Below are 22,479 nucleotides of genomic sequence, written 5' to 3' on the forward strand. Positions count from 1 at the left end.
GGTCAGCCCTCGGGGTGCCGGCGTCGCCGAGCCCGGGTAGCGTGCAGCGCGAACCCGCAGCGAGGAGGCCCCGACAGTGCAGCCGACGACCGTGGACGTGCCCACCCCGGACGGGACGGCCGACGCCTATCTGGCCGTGCCGGAGGCCGCCGGGCCCTTCCCGCCCGTCCTGCTGTTCATGGACGCGTTCGGGCTGCGGCCCCGGGTGGCGGAGATGGCCGCCATGATCGCCGCACGCGGCTACGTGGTGCTGGCCCCCAACCTGTTCCACCGCTCCGGGCGCGCGCCGCTGGTCGACCTCGGCGCGCTCGCCGACGACAGCCGCCGGGCCGCCCTGTTCGAGCGGATCGGGCCGATGATGGCCGCGTTGACGCCGGATGCGGTGGCCCGCGACACCGTCGCCTACCTGGACTTCCTCGCCGCCCGCCCGGATGTCGCGCCGGGCCCGGCGGTGATCACCGGCTACTGCATGGGTGGCACGAACGCGCTGCGCGCGATCGAGGCGCTCCCGGACCGGATCGCCGCGGTGGCCGCGTTCCACGCCGGGCGGGTGGTCACCGACGCCCCGGACAGCCCGCACCTGGCCGTCGGCGCGGTGACCGGCGAACTGTACTTCGGGCACGCCGACGCCGACCCGTCGATGACCGCCGAGCAGATCGCCACGCTGGAGAAGACGCTGGACGCCGCCGGGGTGACCTACCGTTCCGAGGTGTACGCCGGCGCCCGCCACGGCTACACCCAGTCGGACACCCCGATGTACGACGAGCCGGCCACGCGGCGGCACTGGACGGCCCTGTTCGACCTGCTCGACCGCACGTTCGGGCGCTGACCCGCCACGGCGCCGGGAACCCGGGGGCGGCCCGCCGGCCCCGCACGCCACCGGGTGCCGACTGGCACCTGCCCGCGCCGCCGCGGCTGGCTAGCGTCGGCGTATGGACATCCGTCACGACGAGCCGGCCACGCGTTTCGCCGCGCTGAGCACCGCCCACGTCGCCGACGCCTGCCTGCGCGCCGGCGTCGCCGTCCGCTGCGCCCCGGCCGCCGTCGTCCCGGTGCTGCCCGGCCGGCGCCTGGCCGGCCCGGTGCGCCCGGCCCGGCACGCCGGCAGCGTGGACGTCTTCCTGGAGGCGATCGAGCAGGCCGCCGACGGGGACGTGCTCGTCGTCGACGACGGCGGGCGCACCGACCGGGCCTGCGTCGGTGACCTGGTGGTGCTGGAGGCGCGGGCCGCCGGCCTGGCCGGGCTGGTGGTGTGGGGCGCGCACCGCGACACCGCCGACCTGGTCGCGGTCGGCCTGCCGGTGTTCAGCCTCGGCGCCACCCCGAGCGGGCCGCTGGAACTGGACCCGCGCCCGGACGGGGCGCTGGAGAACGCCCGGGTCGGCCCGTTCACAGTCGGCCCGCGGGATCTGGCGCTGGCCGACGACGACGGCGTGCTGTTCGTACCCGCCGACCGGGCCGGGGAGCTGTTCGGCCTGGCCGAGTCCATCCGGGACACCGAGCGGCGGCAGGCCGACCGGATCCGGGCCGGGCAGTCGCTGCGCGAGCAGGTCGGGTTCGCCGCGTACCTGGCGGCCCGGACGGCCGACCCGGCGCTGACGTTCCGGGCGCACCTGCGCGCGGTGGGCGGCGCGATCGAGGAGTGACCCGGTCAGTCCGGCAGCCGGGGCGTTTCGACGCCGGGGTCGCGGCCGAGCAGCACGCCGCGGGTCAGCGCCCGTGATCCGAAGCGGTCCCGCACGGCGTCGACGGCGGCGTCCAGCGCCGGGCCGGGGTCGGCGATGAACGGCAGGGCGAGCTGCGTGTGCCCGCCGCCGAGGTTGCCCACCGAGACGCCGAGCAGCGTGACACCACGTTCCGCGATCTGCGGCAGCGCGGCGCGCAGCAGGTCACGGGCGGCGGTCCGCAGCGGCCCGGTCTGCGCGGTCGGCTCGTCGAGCGTGTGCGACCGGGTGGCCCGGGTGTAGTCGGCGAAGCGCAGCCGCAGCGTCACGGTGCGGCCGGTGCGCCGGGCGGCGCGCATCCGCCCGGTGACCCGGTCGACCAGGCCGGCCAGCACCGCGTCCAGGTCGGCGGGGGAGTGCGGCCCGCGTCCCAGCGCGTGCTGCGCGCCCATCGACGAGCGGCGGCGGCCCACCCGCACCGCCCGGGGGTCACGGTTGTGCGCCAGGGCATGCAGGTGCCGGCCGGCGCCCGCGCCGACCAGCGACACCACCGCCGGCTCGTCCAGCCGGGCCACCTGGCCGACGGTACGGATGCCGCGTTCGCGCAGCCGGGCGGCGGTGACCGGGCCGACGCCCCACAGCCGTTCGACAGGCAGCGGGTGCAGGAACGCCAGTTCCCGCTCCGGCTCCACCACCAGCAGCCCGTCCGGCTTGGCCACGCCGCTGGCCACCTTGGCGAGGAACTTCGTCCGGGCCACGCCGACGGTGATCGGCAGGCCTACCTCGCGGCGTACCCGCTCCCGCAGCGCGGCCGCGATGCCGGCCGGCGGCCCGGCGAGCCGCCGCAGCCCACCCACGTCGAGGAACGCCTCGTCGATGCTGAGCCCTTCGACGAGCGGGGTGGTGTGCCGGAAGATCTCGAACACCGCCCGGCTGGCGGCCGTGTACGCGGCCATCCGGGGCGGCACGACGACGGCGTCCGGGCAGAGCCGCCGCGCCTGCCGGCCGCCCATCGCGCTGCGCACGCCCCGGGCCTTGGCCTCGTAGCTGCACGCGAGCACCACGCCGCCGCCGACGATCACCGGCCGGCCGCGCAGCCGGGGGTCGTCGCGCTGCTCGACCGAGGCGTAGAACGCGTCCAGGTCGGCGTGCAGGATGGTGGCCTCGCTCGACACCTGGACATCTTCGCACAGGTGTTCGATTCGCGTGCGTAGCCTGCCCGGACACGGGCGGACGGCCGGCGGGAGCTCCCGCCGGCCGTCCGCATGACGTCACCGTCCGTAGACCTCGAACTCGTAGAGCGAGAAGCCGTACGAGGTGGCCCGCGTGACGCCGTACATCCGCACGTAGCGGGCGCTGACCGGGGCGAACGTCACGTTGTCGACGCCGCCGTTGCCGGTGGTGGTGCTGAACACCGGCTGCCAGGAGTTGCCGTCACCGGAGACCTCGATCCGGTAGCCGGTGGCGTAGGCGGCCTCCCACCGCAGCACCGCCCGGCTGATCGTGCGGGCCGAGCCGAGGTCCACCCGCAGCCACTGGTTGTCGTTGTAGCTGCTGGCCCACCGGGTGCCGAGGCTGCCGTCGACCGCCTTCGCCGGGGTGTTGCTGGTCAGGAACTGCGTGCTGGACGCGGTGGCGGTACGGCCCTGCGCCAGGTTGGTCACCGCGTCGCCCCGGCGCGCCGGGAACGAGACGACCTGCTGGTAGGTGGGCCGGTTCTGCCAGGCGATCAGCGGGTGGGTGATGCCGCCGAGCCCGGACTGGGCGATCGAGTCGGCGCACCACTGGTCGCCCGCCCCGCAGGACGAGTCGCCCGGGTAGACGGTGGTCGCCGGCGCCGCCGTGGCCTGGCCGAGCGTGTCGAGCAGCGCCTGCCGGCACGCGCCCAGGTTGCCGTTGCCGCAGTACGTGCGACCGAGCCCACCGGCCACCGGGTCGCCGAGCACGGCACGCAGGTCCTTGTCGACGTAGCCCCACCAGCCGTACTGGAACGACGAGCCCTTGTGCGCCTGGCCCTGCGCCGCCCAGTTCACGGTGCCGTCGCGGGCGCCGTTCTGGCCGCCCGAGGGCGACTCGTTGACCTGGAGGGCGCCGACGAGCGCGCCGTACAGGTCGGGGCCGAGGCCGGGGCGGAACTGGGCCGAGGCCAGCAGCGGCCACCAGGCGTCGAAGATCCGGATGGCGTCGGCATGCTGGTAGACCTTCGAGCCGGGTGACGTCTCCACCCGCCGCGACCCGGCCTGCTGCCAGGCCCGCAGCTTGCTCACCGCGGCGGCGAGCGCCGGGTCGGTGACCGGCGTGCTGTCGAGCACCCGCAGCAGTTCGCCGAGGACCTGCTGGCCGCGCAGGTCGGTCACCGCCGCCTCGGCGGTGATCCGGACGATGTCGGCGCGGCCGACCTTGCGCTGGGCGATGGCCGCGCGCACCGGACCGTCGAGCAGCTGGCCCCGGTGCACGGCGCCGTAGCTGAAGTTGCCGTCGGCCGCGCCGAAGTCGCGCGCCTGCTTGTTGTTCCAGCTGACGTAGTAGTCCTGGTTGACCGACTGCGGGTGGGCCGACGCCGGGGCGTACGTGGCGTCGTTGGTGTCCGGGTTCCAGCCGGCCCACTCGTACGCCGGCTCCGCCTTCGCGGGCAGGTTCGGGTCGAGCCCGGACGGGCGGACCGGGTTGGAGCCGGAGTTGTAGTACGCCGCCTCTGTCGAGTTGACGTAGAACCAGTTGAACGCGTACCCGACGCTGGTTGCGGACGTCTGGAACGCCGCCGCGCTGCCCATCGCCGCCGGGTCGTTGAACGCCTGGAAGCCGATCGCCGAGTCGGCCTCGTGCCGGTAGGTGGAGCGCAGCTTGGTGAACGCGGTGGGCTGCCCGTTCACCAGCCCCCGGTAGGCCACCAGCCCGTACTTGGTGCGCAGCGAGCGCAGCGTGTACGCGCCGGCCGGGGTGGAGTCGGCGAGCGTCGGCGACCAGGAGTTGCGCTTCTCCAGCACCTCCATCGCGACGCACTGGCCGCGGTAGAGGTAGCGGTTGGAGCGCAGCGTCGGCGCGCTGCCGTCGGTGGTGCACAGCGGCACCGCGTACGTGTCGGTCAGGTCCTGGGAGGCTGAGGTGGCGCTCCACGCGTAGTCCTGGCCGCGGCCGAGCAGCACGTAGAGGTTCAGCCCGGCGAACGCGGCGCCGCGCGCGCTGATCCCCGGCCCCTGGAGTTCCTGGAGCATGAGCAGTTGCGGCGCGAAGTAGCCGGTCTGCGGGCCGAACACGGCCACCGGGTTGCCGGTGGTGGTGTGCCGGCCGGAGACCACTACCGCGTTGGACATGCCGTGTGCCCGCAGGTTGGACAGGCCACCGACCAGGTCCTTGGTGGCGGCGCTGCTGCCGGTGCGGGCGGCGGCCCCGCCGGTGGCGTCGTACGCGAGCGGCTCGGCGACCACCGTGCCGGCGTCGGGCAGCACCGCGCTGGTGGCGCCGGGCGGCGTCGCGCCGTACGGGAAGCTCTGCCCGTCGTGCAGCGTCAGCACGGTCTCCGGGTCGTTCTGCGAGCGGAACGCCGCCCAGACCCGGTCGCCCTCGGTGGGCCCGTACTTGGCCCGGGCGGCCACCCGGACCAGCGCGGACTGCATCTCGCTGCCGCCGCCCCCGCCGAACAGCCCGCCGATGACACCGGCGGTGGCGATCAGGTCGGTCATGGTGAAGTGCTTCGGCTTCCCGGCGCCGGTGAGCACGTACTCGCCGGGGTAGTTGTCGTCGGCGATCGACTTGTCGATGTAGGCGTTGATGCCGGCGATGTAGTCGACCACGTCGGTGTAGAGCTGCTGGCCCCGGGTGCCCTTGAGGCGCAGCGCGTTCACCTGGGCCTGGAGGTCCGCCTCCGTGTAGGGCGAGTTGGCCCAGACGCTCTGCTCCAGTTCCCGGTTGCCGGGGGCGCCGCCGGCGAACGAGCTGACGTTGCCGCGGCCGACGTGCCGCAGCAGGTCCATCACCCAGAGCCGGTCCTGGGCGCCGGCGTACCCGGCGCCGAACATGGTGCCGGAGCGGGTGGTGCCGGTGACGTGCGGGACGCCGGTGGCCTTGTCCCGCACGATGGTGACGTCCGAGCGCGGCGAGATCGTGCTCTCGACCTGCCCGTCGGGGACCCCGAACGAGGCGTCGTTGTAGAAGTGGGCGATCTGCTCGTCGGTCAGCCCGGCGTAGTTGTAGACCAGGTTGGCGTACTCGTCGAGCTGGTCGCTTGAGTGCGCGGGGCGGGTGCCGAGCGCCTGGTGGGCCAGGATGCCGGCGAGCGTGGCGTTGCCGTTCTGCCCGGGGGGCAGGATGTCGGCGCACTGGCCGAGGCAGTAGTCGTCGGGGGTGAACGTGGTGGCGGCGAGCGCCGGTGACGGCGGGGTGACCGTCAGGACGCTCGCGGTGAGGGCGGCGGCGGTGAGCGCCGCGAGGCGGGCACGGATGGCGGGTCGTGGCATGGCGATCCTCCGGGGACGCGGAGTCGGGCCGTTCGGTACGCCCGGCTGACGGCGTCTCGGCCTCCGCGCCGGGCGTCGTGCCCGGAGGTGAGAATGACTCATATCTATCTGCGGGCAATGATCGACGCATCACCGGCGTCCGGGATAGCCGTTGTTCACCAGCTGTCAATGCCGACGTTTCGCCGCCTTCCGTCCCACAACGACACGGTGGGGGTGGCGCGTCGCCACCCCCACCGCTCTCCCCGCCGGTGCGCCGTCAGTGCTTGTGGAACGACTGGCGCACCACACCCCCCACCAGCGCGCACCAGGTGGTGGTGCTGATCTTGCCGTTGGGCGGTAGTCCGTGCAGGCGCTGGAGGTCCTTCACCGCCGTGCGGGTGGCGTGGTCGTACTCGCCGGTCGGGACGACCTCGGCGTAGCCCTTGGAGGCGAGCATGAACTGCGCGGCGGTCACCGGGATCCCGCTCGACTTCTGGTCCAGCTCCGGTGCCAGGGTCTCCCAGGTCGGCGCCGTGAGCGTGGCGTCGACGTCGACCGGGATGCCGTTGCGGGCCTGCCAGTCCTGCACCGCCGCGACGGTGGCCGCGTCGAACACGCCGGTGACCGGCACGGTGTAGCCCTGGAACGTCAGCAGGTACTGCGCGACCCGGACCACCGGCCCGCCGACGAAGCGCCAGATGTCCGGCCAGCGGCGGGCCGGCACGTCGCCCAGGTCGGTGCCGAGTTCCTTGAACACCGCGCGGCGCAGCGCCGGGAACTCGCGGTAGAACATCGCCCCCGGGCAGAGTGTGGCGCGGAAGTCCCAGTGGCCGAAGATGTCGTGCGCGTGCAGCCCGTACTGCCGGCAGATCGCGGTGCACAGCCGGGCGAGGGAGTCGAGCAGCTCCTCCGGCGGCGTCTCGGTGACGTACGTGCCCTCGTTCTCGATGCCGATGGCCCGCCCGTTCTCGCCCGGGCAGTGCGCGGCGATCATCTGCCGGTCACCGGCCCGCAGCCGGTCCAGGCTGCCGTGCCGTCCCTCCAGGACGTGACCGCCGCGGCTCACCGTGAAGTGCTGCCCGGTGTCGGACCAGCCGTTGCCGTCCATGTGGAGGTCCTGGCAGTCGCGGGCGAGCTGCTTGGCGTGCTCCTCGGAATAGTCGGTGACGTTCGGGAACGCCATGTGGTGCACGATGATCTTGTTGGTCGGGATCGCGCTCACCGAGAGCGGGTCGGCCGGCGGGCGAGCGGCCCACCCGTCGCAGCTGATGATCCAGTCGAGGTCCGCGCCCGGCGCCGCCTGCGCGGCGGCCGGCAGGGCGAGCTCGCTCCCGACGACCGCGACCGCGGCGGCGCCGAGGCCGGCCCGCAGCAGCGTACGGCGGTCCAGCTCGGGGTGGTCGAAGTGCATCTCGCCTCCTCGATGGCCCGACCCGCGCCGGGCGATGTAAAGGAACTGCAAGGAATGCGCGTGTGGTGGAGAATATTGCCAAGCGCGCGCGGTGCGCCAGAGGACAAAAGCGACGTTCGCCGGCCGTTCCTACCGCCGGAGTAGGCGATCTCACATCCGCTGACCGGGACGGACCATGTCCTTCCGCTACCTGCCGTGGCAGCCTGGGCCGATGCAGTCGCCCAGCCCGGCCGGGATCGTCGTGCTCCTCGCGGTGCTCGCGGCCGCCACCGCGTTCGGCTGGTGGCGCCGCCGCCACGACGGGCGGCTGCGCGCCGTCCGGAATCGCCCATCGACCGCTGCCGGGGCGCCGCACCGGGCCACCCTCACCGCCCTCGGGGTACGCCCCGGCGAGGTCACGCTGGTGCAGTTCTCCGCCCCGGTCTGCGCGCCCTGCCGGGCCGCCCGCCGGGTGCTCGCCGACGTCGCCGCCCGCCACGACGGCGTGACCGTGCTGGAGGTCGGCGTGGACGAACACCTCGACGCGGCCCGGGAACTGGACGTGTGGCGTACCCCGACCGTGCTGGTGGTGGACGCGGCCGGCCGCGTGGTGCGCCGGGCAGCGGGCGTGCCCGACCGCGACGACCTGACCGCCGCGCTCACCGTCGGAGCCGGGCGATGACCGGCGTACGGCTGACCCGCCGCCGGGTGGTGGACCACGGGCGGCTCGCCACGAGCCTCTGTGCGGCGGCGCGTCCCGCCTGACCGACCGCCCCCGCACGAACGGACCGACCCCATGCTGCTCGACCCCCGGGGACCGCGCTTCGCCGCCGTCCTCACCACAGCCGTCCTCGCGCTCGTCCTCGTCACCGGCTCCGGGCTGCTCCTGCTCGCCCAGGCCGTCGTGTTCGCGCTCACCGCCCTGAACCCGCGCCTCGGGCCGTACGGTCTGCTGTTCCGCGCCCTGGTGGCGCCCCGGCTGGACCCGCCGGCGGAGCTGGAGCCGGTCGCGCCGGTGCGTTTCGCCCAGGTCGTCGGCCTGGCCTTCAGTGTCGTCGGCGCGGCCGGCTGGTTCGCCGGGCTGCCCGCGCTCGGCCTGTCCGCCACCGGCGCCGCGCTGGCCGCTGCCTTCGGAAACGCCGCGTTCGGGCTCTGCCTCGGCTGCGAGGCGTACCTGGCGATCCGGCGGCTGGCCGGGCGCCCGCTCGCCGCCCGGGTGGCGGTACCCCCGCGCTGATGTTCCGCACGTACGCTGGCCCCGGCGGGATGGGGGAGTGGCATGGCGGGTCGTGGACGGCTGGACCGGCGTAGCCTGCTCGTCGCCGCGGGCGGGCTGGCGGTCGCCGGGATCGGCGTGCCGGTCGGGCTGGCCGCCACCAGCGACAGGCCGCCGCCCCCGCCGCGCGGCCGGCGGCCGGTCAGCATGGCGATGCACCTGCACGCCTCGTTCAGCGAGGGCGTGGCCAGCTACGCCGCCCACCTCGACCAGGCCCGCCGCAACGGCGTCGACGTGCTCTGGTGGACCGACCACGACTTCCGGGTCGCCGCCCACGACCACCGCCGCGTCGTCCACTTCGACGGGCCGGAGGAACGCGAGGGCGGCCTGGCCTGGACCTGGCAGCCGGCCACCGAGGGGCGCCTGTCCGCCCCGGCCGCCGACTTCGTGGACGTGCCGGACGCCCCCGACGGCCCGGGCCGCGCGCTGCGCCTCACCGCCGCCGGTGCCGGCACCCACTGGTACGCGGGCAAGGCGTGGAACTGGACGCACACCTCAAACATCTCCGACACCACACTGCACCTCGACGTACGCCCCGAGGCGGCCGGCCGGGACGCCACGCTCACCGTGGAGCTGGCGCTCTCGCACCACCCGGCCGGAACCGGCCGGCCCGCCGGGCAGCTCGTGCTGCGCTACCGCCTCGGCGGCGTGGACACGACCCGGCACACGGTCGACGGCCGGCACGGCACTGTGGAACTGCCCGCCCCGGCCGGCGCCTGGCGGCGGCACACGTTCGACCTGCTCGCCGACGTACGTCGGCTCTGGCCGGACCTGGTCGCCGGGGACAACTCGCTGCGCGGGCTGCGCCTCGGCGTGACGGTGGCCGGTGGCGCGCGCGGCGCGTACCTGGTGGACCGGCTCGTCTTCGACCGGGCCCGCCGCGCCGGGCAGGCGGGCGAGGAACTGCGCGCCGAGGTGCTGCGCGGCTACGACGGCGCGTATCCCGGCGTCACCCACCACCGCGCGTACGAGGTGTCCATGGTGCGGCACCTCAACTGGTTCGGCGGTGACGGCACGCTGCCGCGCTTCCCGTCCCCGCCGTACCGGGACAACGACGTCGACGCCACCGAGAGGATGGTGGAGTTCCTGCACTCGCACGGCGGCGTGGTCTGCTGGAACCACCCGCTGGACGCGGAGCGCCGCGAGTCGCTGGCCCGGCTGCTGGTGAGCCGCGACGCGCTCGGCGTCGACCTGATCGAGATCGGCCGGAGACCGGTCGAGGACCACCTGTGGGCGTACGACGTGGCGGCCCGCAACGCGATCCCGCTCACCGCCGTGGGAGTCACCGACGACCACGACGGCACCGACTGGCGGGCCGGCCGGGACCGGAACGTCACATCGGTCTGGGCGGCCTCGACCGGCCGGGACGACCTGGTCGCGGCGCTGCGCGCCGGGCAGGCGTGGTTCGCCGACCTGGCCGGCTACCGGGGCGCGCTGGACCTGGAACTGGGTGGCCGCAGCGCCATGGGCGCCCTCGCCGTGCTCGCCGAGGAGGCCGTCACGGTGCGGCTGCGCGCCACCGACCTGCCGGCCGGGGCCACGCTGGAGACGGTCACCGGCGCGGTCGACCGGGCCGGTGTCGCGGACCCGACACCGGCTGTCCGGGTCGGGCAGGTTGCCTGGCGGCAGTTGCGGCAGGGCTGGCACGACCTGCCGGTGCGCGTCGGCGCCGGCACGTACGTGCGTACCCAGATCCGCGACCGCGACGGGGAGATAGTAGGCGCGAGCAACCCCCTCTGGCTGCTCCGCACCCCTCCACCCGCAGGCATCCCCCCAGCCCGCCGCTTCTGACCGCCCCCGGTCCCAGCCCGTCGACCATGAAGGTGGCGGCGATCTCCGTCCTCTTTGTCCCCGGCCAACTTCATGATCAACGAGGTGAGGGTGGTTGCCGGGGTGTGGTACTCGTGGCGGTGTGTCCGATAACGACCAACTGCCGTGCGGTGCCGCGCCGTACCGGGAACCGGGCGCCGACCGGCGTCCGGAAGCAGCCGTTGCGGCGATGGCCGACGGCCGTGGCGCGGTGAGAATGACGACCGAGGCGGCACCCGACATCCGCCCGTGGGACGCCGTGGAGTCTGTCGCATGAGCGGCTGGGAACTGTCCGGATACACGCCGGTCCGCCGGCTCGGCGCCGGCGCGTCGGGCAGCGTCGTGCTCGCCACCCACGACCCGACCGGCACCCCGGTCGCGATCAAGTACCTGGTCCGCGACCTGGGCGCGGACTCGGCGTTCCGGACCGCGTTCCGCACCGAGGCCCGGCTGCTCGGCGAGATCGACGACCCGCACGTCAGCCGCCTCTACGAGTACGTGGAGAGCCCGCACGGCGCGGCCATCGTGATGGAGCTGGTCGACGGGGTCTCGCTGCGCCAGATGCTTCGCGAACACGGCCCGACCACGCCCGAGGCCGCGCTCTGCGTCCTCAAGGGCTCGCTCGCCGGCCTGGCCGCCGCGCACGCCCACGGAGTCGTGCACCGTGACTACAAGCCGGAGAACGTCCTGGTCACCGGCACCGGGCTGAGCAAGCTCGCCGACTTCGGCATCGCCATGCCGATCGGCCAGGGCTCCGGCGCCACTGTCTCCGGCACGCCCCGCTACATGGCCCCCGAGCAGTGGACCGGCGCCCCGGCCAGCCCGGCGTGCGACGTCTACGCCGCCACCGCCACGTTCTTCGAGTGCCTCACCGGCCGGCCCCCGTACCAGGGGCCGGACCTGCTCTCCCTGCGCGACCAGCACGCCGGCGCACCGATCCCCGCCGAGGCGGCGCCCCCGCCGGTGCACGAGCTGCTGCGCCACGGCATGGCCAAACGCCCCGACGATCGCCCGCCGACCGCCGAGGCGTTCCTGGACCTGCTGGAACGGGTCGCCGGCATCGGGTACGGCCCCGACTGGGAGGAACGCGGGCTGCGGGAGCTCGCCCGGCGGGCCGCGCTGCTCGCCGCGCTGTGGCCGTTCCCCGAGCGGGCCGGGGGCGCCACCGCCGTCGCGCACACCGAACTCGGCACGACCACCGGCCGGGGCGGACGGTTCCGTCAGGGCCGCGCCCGTACCGCTCTGGCCGCCGGCACCCTGGTCGCCGCCGCCCTGGCCGGTGGCGCCGGCTACAGCTACGCCGCCAACGACGGCACCTCCGCCGCCGGTCCCACCGGCCCGGCGAGCGCTGCTCCCGCCACCGCCGCCGGCACGCCCGCACCGGACCCGACCGGCTCCGAGACACCCAGCCCGTCGCCGACACCCGGCCCGGCCACCGCGGCCGCCGCGCCGCCACCGCCCACGCCGGACCGGACCGGAACGCCGACCCGTACCGGCACGCCCACCCCCAGCGCGTCGCGCAGCACCAGCCCGCCGCCGGACGTGACAGCGCCGGTCGTGGACGGCGTACGCGCCGACCCGGGGGAGCTGGACCCGAAGGGCTGCCCCTACGGCGCCAAGAGCAGCACCGTCACCGCCACCGTCACCGACGACCGCAGTGGCGCGGCCGCGCTCACCGTCACCTTCGGCTACACCCTCGACGGCGCCACCGGCACGATCCGGATGTCCGCCACCGGGCGCGGCGTGTTCACCGGCACGCTCGGCCCGCTGTCCACGCCCAGGAGCAGCACCCGGATCCCCGTCCGGGTCACCGCCGCCGACGCCGCCGGCAACACGACCACCTCGGCGTCACCTGTGTATGTGACGCTCTACCACGACTGCACCCCCGGCTAGGAGTACGACAGTGCCCACCGTCCCGCACCGCAGCCCGTCCCGGGGAACCTCCGCGTGACCCGCCCCGACGAGCCCACCGAGGCGCTGCCCACCCGCGCCCTGCCGATCACCGGTGACGCGGACACCGCCGAGCCCACCGTCGACCTGGTCCGGCCGCGAGCCGACGCCGACTCGACGGTCCCGCTCGCCGTCACGCGGGCGGAGCAGACCGCCGAGAAAGCGGAGCCGACAGTGCCGCTCGTCGTGGAGCGGGCGGAGCCGCCCGCCGGCGGTGCCGAGCCGACAACCGTGCTGGTAATCGACAACGCGGAGCCGACCGTCCGGCTCGCCGTCGACACCCCGGCGGCGACCGGCAGGTCGGAGCCCACCGTCCACCTCCCCGGGGCGGCGGGTGACCAGCCACCGACCGCCGAACCCACGGTCCACCTGACGGCGATCCCCGGCGGGGACGACCGCACCGCAGACCTCGCCGCCCCGGCCACGCCGACGCCGCCCGATGCCGAGCAGACCGTGCACGTGCGCCCAGGCCGGGCAGACGACGCGGGCGAGGCGACGGTCCAGATGCGCCCGCCAGCCGGAAACGCGACCGGGCAGGCCACCGTCTACCCGCGCCCGACGGGGCGTCCCGGCGCGGAACCGACCGCATCATGGCAGCCCACCGCCTCCTGGCAACCCACCGGCGGGCCGCCTCGGGGGCACCACTCCGGGACGGCGGCGACGGACGGCGGGGCGTACCCGGATCGGACCGGCGACGCGCGGGCGGTGAGTGGCGGGCCGGCTCCGGGTGGCGAGCTGCGCTTCGGTCCGGGCGTGCCGGCGACGCCGCCGCCCGCGCCGCAGTGGCCCACCGCGCCCCCGATCCGCACGCGTCCGGTCTGGCGACGCGTCGTCTCGGTGCTGTCCACGCTGCTCACCGCGGCGCTGCTGCTGGCGGCCGGCCTCTACCTGTGGCAGCGGTTGCATCCGCTGGAGGTCGAGGGGGTCACCGTCGCGGTGTCCCGGCCGGCCGGGGTGGCCTGCGACGTGACAGTCGACGTGGTCGCCACGGTGCGCACCAACGGGCGCGGCGGGACGATCCGCTACCAGTGGTTCCGCACCGGCGTGCCGCCCGGCGCCGTGCTCACCGAACGGGTCGGCAGCGGGCAGCAGACCGCCGCCCTCACGCTCAAGTGGACGTTCAGCGGGGTCGGGGCGACCGCCGCGATCGCCACCGTCAACATCATCGAACCGGCGCCGACGCAGGCCAGCACCCGGGTCGTCTACCGCTGCCCGGGCGGCTGACCGCGTTTCCCCGCGCGCGGGTCCGGGTAGCCCCACCCGAACAAACCTGGACCACGTACGTGGAGGCCCTTCGATGAGAGACAACTTCGGGGACGCGGTGGGCGACGCGTTCCGTTCGGTAATGCTGTTCCTGCCCAAGGCGGTCGCGTTCATCGCGATCCTGGTCGCCGGCTGGCTGATCGCCAAGGCCGTGCTCAAGCTCGTCGACAAGGTGCTGGAGCGGGTCCACTTCGACCGCGCCGTCGAGCGCGGCGGGATCAAGACCGCGCTGGCCCGCTCCAAGTACGACGCCAGCGACATCGTCGCCAAGCTCGCCTACTACGGGGTGCTGCTGGTCACGCTCCAGCTCGCGTTCGGCATCTGGGGCCCGAACCCCATCTCCGACCTGATCGCCGGCGTGATCGCCTGGCTGCCCCGGGCGTTCGTCGCCATCGTCATCGTGGTGGTCGCGGCGGCCATCGCCCGCGCGGTGAAGGACATCATCTCCAGCGCGCTCGGCGGCCTCTCGTACGGCCGGGTGCTGGCGAACCTCGCCTCGGTGTTCATCCTGGGTCTCGGTGTCATTGCCGCGCTCAACCAGATCGGCGTCGCCACCACGGTCACCACCCCGGTGCTGATCGCGGTGCTCGCCACCATCGGCGGCATCCTGGTCGTCGGCGTCGGCGGCGGGCTGGTCCGGCCGATGCAGAGCCGCTGGGAGAACTGGCTGACCCGGGCCGAGGAGGAGTCGCGCACCATCGCCACGCACGCCCGCGCCTACCAGGCCGGCCGGCGTGACGTCGAGGCCCGCCTCGCGGCCTCCGGCCCGTACGCGGACTCGGAGCTGACCCAGCCGGTGAGCCGCGACGCCGAGGCGGACCGCACCCAGCCGGTCCCGGCGTACCCGGCCACCCCGTCGGCCCCGGCCGCCACCGGTGCGGACCCCACCGAGCCGGTGCCGTCGCAGGCGGGCGCGGAGGCCACGCAGCACATTCCGGCGTACGCCGACTCCGAGCGCACCCAGCCGGCCACGCCGCGCCAGCCGACCGCCGAGCAGGCCGCGGACAGCGAGGCCACCATGGTCATTCCGCAGGCCGACGTGGAGAAGTTCCGCCGCTGACCCGACAGCGGCGACGAATCGGGGCGGGACCGCACGGTCCCGCCCCGATCTCGTGCCCGCCGGGGACCACCCGGGCGCCTCGCGGCAGATAGGATTCCGGCATGACCTGGCGATGTTGATGCCTTCCTGAGCGACGAGGCCGCGGGCCGCCGCGGACGCCGTGCATTGCGACCGGTGTCCGTCACGTCCCGTGGGAAGGTTCCATGCTCGTCGCTCCGGCCCGCGTGCCCGCTACCCGCCGCCTGGCGGCGACGCTCTACGGGTACGCGTTCCTCACCGACCTCGTCCTGCTCTACCCGCTCTACGTGCTGGTGTTCGCCGACACCGGGCTGTCGGTCGGGCAGATCTCCTCGCTGTTCGTGCTCTGGGCGGCCGCCGGCATCCTGCTGGAGGTGCCCTCCGGCGTGTGGGCCGACGCGGTGTCGCGCCGCCTGCTGCTCTGCCTGGCGCCGCTGCTGGCCGCCGCCGGGTTCGCGCTCTGGGTGCTGCTGCCGTCCTATCCGGCGTTCGCCGTCGGCTTCCTGCTCTGGGGCGCCGGTGGCGCGCTGCGCTCCGGGGCGCTGGAGGCACTCGTCTTCACCGAGCTGGAACGCCTCGGCGCCACCGACCGGTACGCCCGGCTGATCGGCCGGACCCGCACCGCCGAGGTGCTCGGCGCGGTCGGGTCCGGGGTGCTCGCCGGGCCGGTGTTCGCGCTCGGCGGCTACCTCGCCGTCGGCGCGGCGAGCGTGGCGACGTGCCTGCTGGCGGCGGCCGTCGCGGCCCGCTTCCCGGAACACCGCCCACCACCCGCCGCGGCGCCGCCGGGCGTCGGGCCGGGGGAGAAGCCGGGTGACGACGAGCCCGGCTGGCTGGACAGCCTGCGGCTCGGACTGGCCGAGGTGCGGGCCGACCGCCGCGTCCGCGCCGCCGTGCTGCTGGTCGCGGCCGTCACCGCGATCTGGGGCGGGCTCGACGAGTACACCGGGCTGCTGGCCGCCGACACCGGCACGGCCGAGGCGGGCGTACCGCTGCTGCTCCTGGTGGTGTGGGCCGGGATGACGGTGGGCGGGCTGCTGGCGCCGCTGGGCGAGCGGCTGACCCACCGGGGGTACGCCGGTCTGCTGGTGTTCGCGGCGACGGCGACGGCGGCCGGGGCGCTGCTGCGGCACCCGGCCGGGTTCCTGCTGCTGGCGGCCGCGTTCGCCGCGTTCCAGCTGGCCACCGTGCTCGCCGACGTGCGGCTCCAGGCCCGGATCGCCGGGTCGGCCCGGGCCACGGTCACCTCGCTGGCCGGGATGGCCACCGATCTGACAGTCGTCGCCTTCTACGGCGGGTACGGGCTGCTCGCCGGCGCCGTGGGCAACCCGGCGGCCTTCGCGGTCGCGGTCCTGCCGTACCTGCTGGTGGCGCTCTGGCTGCTCACCGGTCGGGCGTGAATCGCCAGAAAGGGGACCAATGGTCGCGTTCGCGGCCTAGCGTTGGTCCGGAAATTCGGCGACCCCGGGAGACGATCGCGGTGACGTTGGAAGCAGAGCGCACACTGCGCGACGAGGAGCTGACCGGGCTGGCCGAACTGGCCGCCCAGCTGCGGGTGGACGCCATCAGGTGCAGCACGATGGCCGGCTCCGGGCACCCCACGTCCAGCCTGTCCGCCGCCGACCTGCTCGCCGTGCTGGTCGCCCGGCACCTGCGCTACGACTGGTCCTACCCCGACAACCCCGGCAACGACCACCTGATCTTCTCCAAGGGGCACGCCTCGCCACTGCTGTACGCGGTGTTCCGGGCCACCGGCGCGATCAGCGAGCAGGAGCTGCTGGAGACGTACCGGCGGGCCGGCTCGCGCCTGCAGGGTCACCCGACGCCGGTGCTGCCCTGGGTGGACGTGGCCACCGGCTCGCTCGGGCAGGGCCTGCCGGTCGGCGTCGGGGTGGCGCTGGCCGCCCAGTACCTCGACCGCTCGCCCGCGCACGTCTGGGTGCTCTGCGGCGACAGCGAGACCGCCGAGGGATCGGTGTGGGAGGCGCTGGACAAGGCCGGCCACTACGGGCTGCGCAACCTCACCACGATCGTGGACGTCAACCGGTTCGGCCAGCGCGGCCCCACCGAGCTGGAGTGGGACCTGGACACCTACCGGCGGCGCGTCGAGGCGTTCGGCTGCCAGGCGATCGTCGTGGACGGCCACGACCTCGGCGCGATCGACGAGGCGTACGGGCAGGCACGCGACGCCACCGGGCCGACAGTGGTGCTGGCCCGCACGGTCAAGGGCAGGGGCGTGCCCGAGGTGGAGAACGACCCGGCCTGGCACGGCAAGCCGTTCGACTCGGAGCTGGCCGACCGGGCCGTCCGGGCGCTCGGCGGCCCCTGGCGCATCCGGGTCGCCGGACCGAAACCACCACCCGCGCCGCGCACCGCAGCGGCCGGGCACGGGCAGCCGGAACTGCCCCGGTACGAGCGCGGGACGAAGGTCGCCACGCGGGACGCGTACGGCGACGCGCTGCGCGCCCTCGGGGCCGCCCGGCCCGACGTGGTAGCGCTCGACGGCGAGGTCAGCGACTCCACCCGGGCGGAACGCTTCGCCGCCGCGTACCCGGATCGGTTCTTCCAGATGTTCATCGCCGAGCAGCAGCTCGCCGCCGCGGCGGTGGGCCTGGCGGTGCGCGGCTACCGGCCGTTCGCCGCGACGTTCGCCGCGTTCTGGTCCCGGGCGTACGACTTCATCCGGATGGCCGGCGTCTCCCGCGCCGACATCGCGCTCGTCGGCTCGCACGCCGGGGTGGAGATCGGCCCGGACGGCCCGTCCCAGATGGGGCTGGAGGACATCGCGGCGCTGCGCGCGGTCCCCGGCTCCACGGTGCTGTGCCCGGCCGACGCGGTCTCCTGCGCGGCCCTGGTCGCCCAGCTGCCCGACCACCCGGGGGTCAGCTACCTGCGGACGACGCGCGGCGCGTACCCGGTGCTCTACGACGACGCCGAGCCGTTCCCGATCGGCGGCAGCCGGATGCCGCGTGACGGCGGGGACGTGGCGCTGCTCGGCACCGGCGTGACGGTGCACCTCTGCCTCGCCGCCGCCGACGAGCTGACCCGCGAGGGCATCGAGGCCCGGGTGATCGACCTGTACTCGATCAAGCCGGTGGACCGGCAGCGCCTCGCCGAGGCGGTGGTGGAGACCGGCGGGCGGCTCGTCGTGGTCGAGGACCACTACCCGGAGGGCGGGCTGGGCTCCGCGGTGCTGGAGGCGCTGGCCGACCTGGGCGAACCGGCCCGGGTCAACCACCTGGCGGTACGCGGGCTGCCCGGCTCCGGCACCCCCGCCCAGCAGCTCGACCGGGCCGGCATCGGCGTCGGCGCGATCGTCTCGGCGGCCCGGGCCCTGGCCTGAGCCGGTGCTCGCCCCCGGCGGCGCGGGGTGGTGTTTGCCGGGGCCGGCGGCGGGTAGCCACGCTGTCGGTGCGACGGGAGGACGGGCGATGGCCGAACCGGAGTTCTACGCGCGGGTTTCCGCCCGCGCCGGCGTGCCGGTGGAGACGGCCCGCGCGCTGACCGAGGCGACACTGCGCACGCTCGCCGAGCGGATCAGCGGCGGCGAGGCCGACGACCTGTCCGCGCACGTCGCGCACGAGTTGCGTCCGCTGCTGGCACGCGCCCGGGTCGACGATCCCGAGGTCTTCGGGTACGACGAGTTCCTGCGCCGGGTCGCCGAACGCTCCGGCGCGACACCGTCCGACGCCGAGCGTGGCGCCCGGGCGGTGTTGCAGGCCCTGCACCGGGTGATCGGGCCCGCCCAGTTCAACCGGGCGCTGTCCCAGCTGCCCCGGGAGATCGCCGAACTCGCTCAGCCCGCCCCGCGCCCCGCCTAGGCGAAAGGAAGGGCCCCCTCTTAACGCCTCCGGTAGAGGAAGGGCCCCTTGTTAACAGCCGACCGTGCGGCGTCACTGCGGCAGCGCGTCCAAGTAGACCCAGCGGCCGTCCTCGCGGGCGAAGCGGCTGTGCTCGGCCAGCACGCCCGCCTGCCCGCCCTCGCGGTAGTGCGCCCGGAACCGGACCGTACCGGCGCTGTCGAACAGCCCGCCCTGCCCGGTCTCCACGATCTCCAGCCGGGTCCAGCGGGTGCCCGGATCCAGCTCCAGCCGGTCGGGCCGGGTGGTGGAGTGCCAGCTGTGCCGCAGGTAGGCGGCGTCGCCGAGCGCGAACGCGCTGAACCGGGACCGCATCAGCGCCTCCGCTGTCGCCGCCGTCGCCTCGCCCCGGTGCACCGGGCCGCAGCAGTCCGCGTACGGCCGGCCGGTGCCACACGGGCAGGCCGCCGGACGCTCACCCGCGCCCTCGCGCGCCTTCCGTCTCGCCATCCGGCGATTCTCTCCCACACCACGATCGCCCTCGCCGCCGGTAGGCCGGGATATCCCGGACGGGACAGGGTGAGAGGGTGCACCTCGTATAGTCGCCTCCATGATCACTCGTGGGGCCACGGCCGACGCCACCACCGGCGGTTCCGGCGTCCGGAACTTCCGCGACGCGGGCGGCGTCGGATCGTTGCGCCGTGGGGTCCTGTATCGCTCTGGCGCCCTGCATCTCCTGACGCCCGAGGGCGCCCGGGAGCTGGAGGATCTCGGGCTACGCACGGTCATCGACCTCCGCAGCATCCGAGAGGTGGCCGACCGGCCGGACCGGTGCGCGGGTCTCGACGTCGAGCAGTGGCACTTTCCGGTGTTCACCGAGCAGAGCTGGCCGGACGACCAGGTGGCGCTGTACCCGTACATGGCTGAGCAGGCCGGTCGTGCCACCGTCGCGATCATCCGGCAGCTCATCACCCCCGGTGCGCTACCTGCCCTGGTCCACTGCGCCTCCGGCAAGGACCGCACCGGAGTCGTCGTCGCCGTCATCCAGACTCTCCTGAATGCTTCCGATGCGGAGGTCACCCAGGACTTCCTGCGCTCGAACGCCGCTCTGGGCCTCACCGGATCGCCGGCCGGCGCGGCGATCGGACACGGCACCCGCCCGGTGACCGCAGCGCACCTGCTTCATGCCATGGTGTGGATCCGCAGCCACCACGGCTCGGTCTCCGCCTATCTCCAGGCTGCCGGCGCCACCGAGGCCGAACTGGAGGCCCTGCGGGGGGTTCTTGCCTGAACCGGTCGTCCCGCCGGCCGGTGCCGCACGTCTTCACGATCGCTGCGCCCACGACGCAGGCACTACGCTCCCCGGTTCATGAGTGTGAGTCCGACTCAGCGTGTCCTCGACCCCGATCAGGTCCGCCGCTACCTGACCGCCTCGCTCGGATCCGGCGCCGAGGTGGCCGGCTGCGGCCCGCTGACCGGGGGCGGGTTCGCCGCCGTCTGGTGGGTACGCCTCACCGACGGCCGCGAGGTGGTGCTCAAGGTCGGTCCGCCGCCGCACGTGCCGCTGCTGCGCTACGAGCGCGACATGATCGGCGCGGAGGCGCACTACCTGCGCCTGGTAGCCGGCCGCGCGCCGGGGGTGCCGACGCCGGCGCTGCTGCACCACGGCACCGACCCCGAGCTGGGCGACTGGCTGCTGATGGCGCGGCTGCCAGGTCGTACCCTCTGGGACCTGACCCGGGCCGGCGCGGACGTCGGGCCGCTGCGCGCGGAGTTCGGGCGCGCGCTCGCCGCGCTGCACGCCGTCACCGGCGAGCGGTACGGCTACGACGGCGACCGGGCCTCCGGCGCGACGTGGCGGGACGCGTACACGGCGATGGTGGACGACATGCTCGCCGACTCGGCGGACTGGGCCGTGCCGCTGCCGGTGCCCGCGTCCCGGATCCGGGAACTGGTGGCCCGGCACGCGACGGTGCTCGACGCGGTCCGCCGCCCGGCGCTGCTGCACTTCGACGGCTGGGCCGGGAACGTGCTCGCCGTCGACGGCCCGGACGGCACGCCGCGACTGAGCGGCCTGGTCGACGGCGAGCGGTACCTGTGGGGCGACCCGCTGATGGACCTGGTGTCGCCGCTGCTGTTCCGCCGCGCCGAGGACGAGCCGGACGACCCGCTGGTACGCGCCTACCGGGCGGCGGCGCCGTTCCCGCTCGACGCCGGGGCGCGGCGGCGGCTCGGGCTCTACCGGCTCTACCTCTATCTGCTGATGACTGTCGAGATGCCCAGCCGGAACATCACCGCCGGCAACGATCCCGGCCGGGTGGAGCTGCTGGCGAAGCTGCTCGGCGCGGAACTGGCCGACCTGGCCGGCTGAGCCTCACCGGGTCGCGGTGGCGAAGACGACGATGTTGTCCGGGTAGCTGCCGGTACCCGGGTCGAACCGCCCGCCGCACGTGATCAGCCGCAGCCGGGCCGCCGCGTCGCCGCCGTAGACCCGCGCGGTGGGGAAGCGCTCCTTCGGGTACGCGCCGACGCCGTCCACAGTGAACGTCGCGGTCCGGCCGTCGGCCCGCAGCACCCGGATCGTGTCGCCGCCGCGCAGCCGCCCGAGGTCGAAGAAGACCGCCGGGCCGTGCTGCGAGTCGACGTGCCCGACCAGCACCGCGTTGCCGGCCTGGCCGGGGGCGGGACCGGGGTGGTACCAGCCGGTGACCTCCGGCCGTTCCAGCGGCGGCACCTCCAGCGCGCCGTCGGCGTCGGTGGCGACCGGGACGACCTCGGCGTCCACGCCGATGCGCGGGATGGAGACCCGGACCGGCGTGGACCGGGGCAGTGCCGGGCCGGCCGTACCGGGGCGTTCGGTGGCGGGCGCGGCGGATACGCCGGGCTGCGGTGGCGGCGTCGACGTGCTGCCGAGCCCGGCCGAGACCAGTCCGGCGCCGGTGGCTGCGGCGAGCGTGACGGCGGTGACCAGAACGACGGTGCGCAGACGCGCCCGCCGCTGCGACTCCGACAGCATCCCACCTCCGTCCGACAGGGACGCGGCGCCCGCGCCGGGACGTCCGGCGCGGGTGGGCCGCTCGGCGAGCCGGTCAGGCCGTGGCGTCCGCGCGGCGCCGGCGGACGACCGCGTACGCGCCGCCGGCGAGCGCCCCGGCGGCCAGCACGCCGCCGGCGACGAGCACGCCGGTGTCGCCGTCGCGTCCGCCGCCACCGGCCTGCGCGCCGCCGATCGGGGTGACGGTGAACGTGGCGCTGCCGCCGTCGCTGCCGTCGCCGCACGTGGTGGCGACGGTGTACGTGCCGAGCGTGAACCCGGCGGTGAACAGTTCGGCGCTCAGGCCGCCGCCCGCGGCCGCGGTGGTGGACCTGACGTTCTGGTCCCGGTCCGGGCCGGTGACCCGGAAGATCGCGTCACCGGCGTTCGGGTTGCACGTGGTGGTCAGTACGACGGTGCCGCCGACCGGGGTGGTGGCGGGTGAGACCCTGGTGTCCGCCAGCGCGGCGGCCGGGAGCAGCAGTGCGCCGAGGCCCACGCCGAACGCCGCCGATCCGAGAAATGACTGTGCCTTCATCCGCGTCTTCCCTCACTTTTCGTCCGCTGTAGGCGTGGGACGTCGTTCGGGTGGCCAACTCCGTGACGAGCACCGGTGTGGCCAACACTAGGAGGGTTGCGGCGGTCACTGGGGGTAATTGAGAAATCTTCGTTGCCGTCCGGTGTGCTCCCTGCCGCCGCGAGACGGCGGACATGCCGGGCCAGGCCGGACGGCGGAACAGCCCGGTCCGGCACGTCTGGGGCCGGTGTCCGGTTCGCCG

19 protein-coding genes are annotated in these 22,479 nt (G+C 74.9%); 13 read left to right on the plus strand and 6 right to left on the minus strand.

Annotated features, from left to right (window positions below; translation table 11 throughout):
• The first annotated feature begins 76 nt into the window (after window positions 1-76).
• Entirely contained in the window at window positions 77-829 is a 753-nt protein-coding gene (locus AB0C17_RS21655) for a dienelactone hydrolase family protein (RefSeq protein WP_357480115.1), read from the plus strand.
• A 103-nt stretch (window positions 830-932) separates the two neighbouring features.
• Window positions 933-1,646: an RraA family protein gene (locus AB0C17_RS21660; RefSeq protein WP_357480118.1), complete on the plus strand. Its 714-nt coding sequence runs from the start codon at window positions 933-935 to the stop codon at window positions 1,644-1,646.
• 5 nt (window positions 1,647-1,651) lie between these two features.
• Here the strand turns inward: AB0C17_RS21660 and dinB are convergent, their stop codons facing one another.
• From dinB to AB0C17_RS21675, 3 genes are all read right to left on the minus strand, one after another.
• The gene (dinB, locus tag AB0C17_RS21665) at window positions 1,652-2,839 is read right to left on the minus strand and encodes a DNA polymerase IV (RefSeq protein WP_357390864.1); all 1,188 of its coding nucleotides are present in this window, start codon (window positions 2,837-2,839) and stop codon (window positions 1,652-1,654) included.
• 96 nt (window positions 2,840-2,935) lie between these two features.
• Window positions 2,936-6,121, minus strand: coding sequence for a penicillin acylase family protein (locus AB0C17_RS21670; RefSeq protein WP_357480121.1), 3,186 nt, complete (start codon window positions 6,119-6,121; stop codon window positions 2,936-2,938).
• Window positions 6,122-6,377: 256 nt separating this feature from the next.
• The gene (locus tag AB0C17_RS21675; RefSeq protein WP_357389998.1) at window positions 6,378-7,511 is read right to left on the minus strand and encodes an N-acetylmuramoyl-L-alanine amidase; all 1,134 of its coding nucleotides are present in this window, start codon (window positions 7,509-7,511) and stop codon (window positions 6,378-6,380) included.
• A gap of 211 nt (window positions 7,512-7,722) precedes the next feature.
• On the opposite strand from AB0C17_RS21675, the gene AB0C17_RS21680 reads away from it, so the two are divergent.
• The 9 genes from AB0C17_RS21680 to AB0C17_RS21720 all read left to right on the plus strand — a co-directional run bounded on the left by AB0C17_RS21680 (window position 7,723) and on the right by AB0C17_RS21720 (window position 18,687).
• The gene (locus tag AB0C17_RS21680) at window positions 7,723-8,172 is read left to right on the plus strand and encodes a thioredoxin family protein (protein ID WP_357390000.1); all 450 of its coding nucleotides are present in this window, start codon (window positions 7,723-7,725) and stop codon (window positions 8,170-8,172) included.
• 114 nt (window positions 8,173-8,286) lie between these two features.
• Window positions 8,287-8,727, plus strand: a complete 441-nt coding sequence (locus AB0C17_RS21685) for a DUF4395 domain-containing protein (protein ID WP_357390002.1) — start codon at window positions 8,287-8,289, stop codon at window positions 8,725-8,727.
• A 42-nt stretch (window positions 8,728-8,769) separates the two neighbouring features.
• Window positions 8,770-10,557 (plus strand): hypothetical protein, encoded by a 1,788-nt coding sequence (locus tag AB0C17_RS21690; RefSeq protein WP_357390004.1) that lies wholly within the window; start codon window positions 8,770-8,772, stop codon window positions 10,555-10,557.
• A gap of 291 nt (window positions 10,558-10,848) precedes the next feature.
• The gene (locus AB0C17_RS21695; protein ID WP_357480124.1) at window positions 10,849-12,468 is read left to right on the plus strand and encodes a serine/threonine-protein kinase; all 1,620 of its coding nucleotides are present in this window, start codon (window positions 10,849-10,851) and stop codon (window positions 12,466-12,468) included.
• Window positions 12,469-12,522: 54 nt separating this feature from the next.
• Window positions 12,523-13,749 carry a hypothetical protein gene (locus AB0C17_RS21700; RefSeq protein ID WP_357480126.1) on the plus strand — a complete coding sequence of 409 codons (1,227 nt, stop codon included), beginning with the start codon at window positions 12,523-12,525 and terminating at the stop codon, window positions 13,747-13,749.
• 73 nt (window positions 13,750-13,822) lie between these two features.
• A complete protein-coding gene (locus AB0C17_RS21705; protein ID WP_357480129.1) occupies window positions 13,823-14,848 on the plus strand; it encodes a hypothetical protein in 1,026 nt (341 codons plus the stop codon).
• Between the two features lie 203 nt (window positions 14,849-15,051).
• Window positions 15,052-16,266 (plus strand): MFS transporter, encoded by a 1,215-nt coding sequence (locus AB0C17_RS21710; protein ID WP_357480131.1) that lies wholly within the window; start codon window positions 15,052-15,054, stop codon window positions 16,264-16,266.
• 80 nt (window positions 16,267-16,346) lie between these two features.
• Window positions 16,347-18,209 (plus strand): transketolase, encoded by a 1,863-nt coding sequence (locus tag AB0C17_RS21715; protein ID WP_357480134.1) that lies wholly within the window; start codon window positions 16,347-16,349, stop codon window positions 18,207-18,209.
• A gap of 88 nt (window positions 18,210-18,297) precedes the next feature.
• On the plus strand, window positions 18,298-18,687 hold the full coding sequence (locus AB0C17_RS21720; protein WP_357471537.1) for a DUF2267 domain-containing protein: 390 nt from the start codon (window positions 18,298-18,300) through the stop codon (window positions 18,685-18,687).
• A 72-nt stretch (window positions 18,688-18,759) separates the two neighbouring features.
• Here the strand turns inward: AB0C17_RS21720 and AB0C17_RS21725 are convergent, their stop codons facing one another.
• A complete protein-coding gene (locus AB0C17_RS21725) occupies window positions 18,760-19,176 on the minus strand; it encodes a YchJ family metal-binding protein (RefSeq protein WP_357480137.1) in 417 nt (138 codons plus the stop codon).
• Between the two features lie 100 nt (window positions 19,177-19,276).
• Here AB0C17_RS21725 and AB0C17_RS21730 point away from each other — a divergent pair, with 100 nt between their 5' ends.
• Entirely contained in the window at window positions 19,277-19,957 is a 681-nt protein-coding gene (locus AB0C17_RS21730) for a tyrosine-protein phosphatase (RefSeq protein WP_357480140.1), read from the plus strand.
• 78 nt (window positions 19,958-20,035) lie between these two features.
• A complete protein-coding gene (locus tag AB0C17_RS21735) occupies window positions 20,036-21,037 on the plus strand; it encodes an aminoglycoside phosphotransferase family protein (RefSeq protein WP_357390022.1) in 1,002 nt (333 codons plus the stop codon).
• 3 nt (window positions 21,038-21,040) lie between these two features.
• On the opposite strand, the gene AB0C17_RS21740 is transcribed toward AB0C17_RS21735, so the two are convergent.
• Window positions 21,041-21,682, minus strand: coding sequence for a class F sortase (locus AB0C17_RS21740; RefSeq protein WP_357480142.1), 642 nt, complete (start codon window positions 21,680-21,682; stop codon window positions 21,041-21,043).
• Between the two features lie 73 nt (window positions 21,683-21,755).
• On the minus strand, window positions 21,756-22,238 hold the full coding sequence (locus AB0C17_RS21745) for a hypothetical protein (RefSeq protein ID WP_357480144.1): 483 nt from the start codon (window positions 22,236-22,238) through the stop codon (window positions 21,756-21,758).
• Between the last annotated feature and the right edge of the window lie 241 nt (window positions 22,239-22,479).

It is taken from the genome of Micromonospora sp. NPDC048887 (genome assembly GCF_040649715.1).
Classification (GTDB): domain Bacteria; phylum Actinomycetota; class Actinomycetes; order Mycobacteriales; family Micromonosporaceae; genus Micromonospora.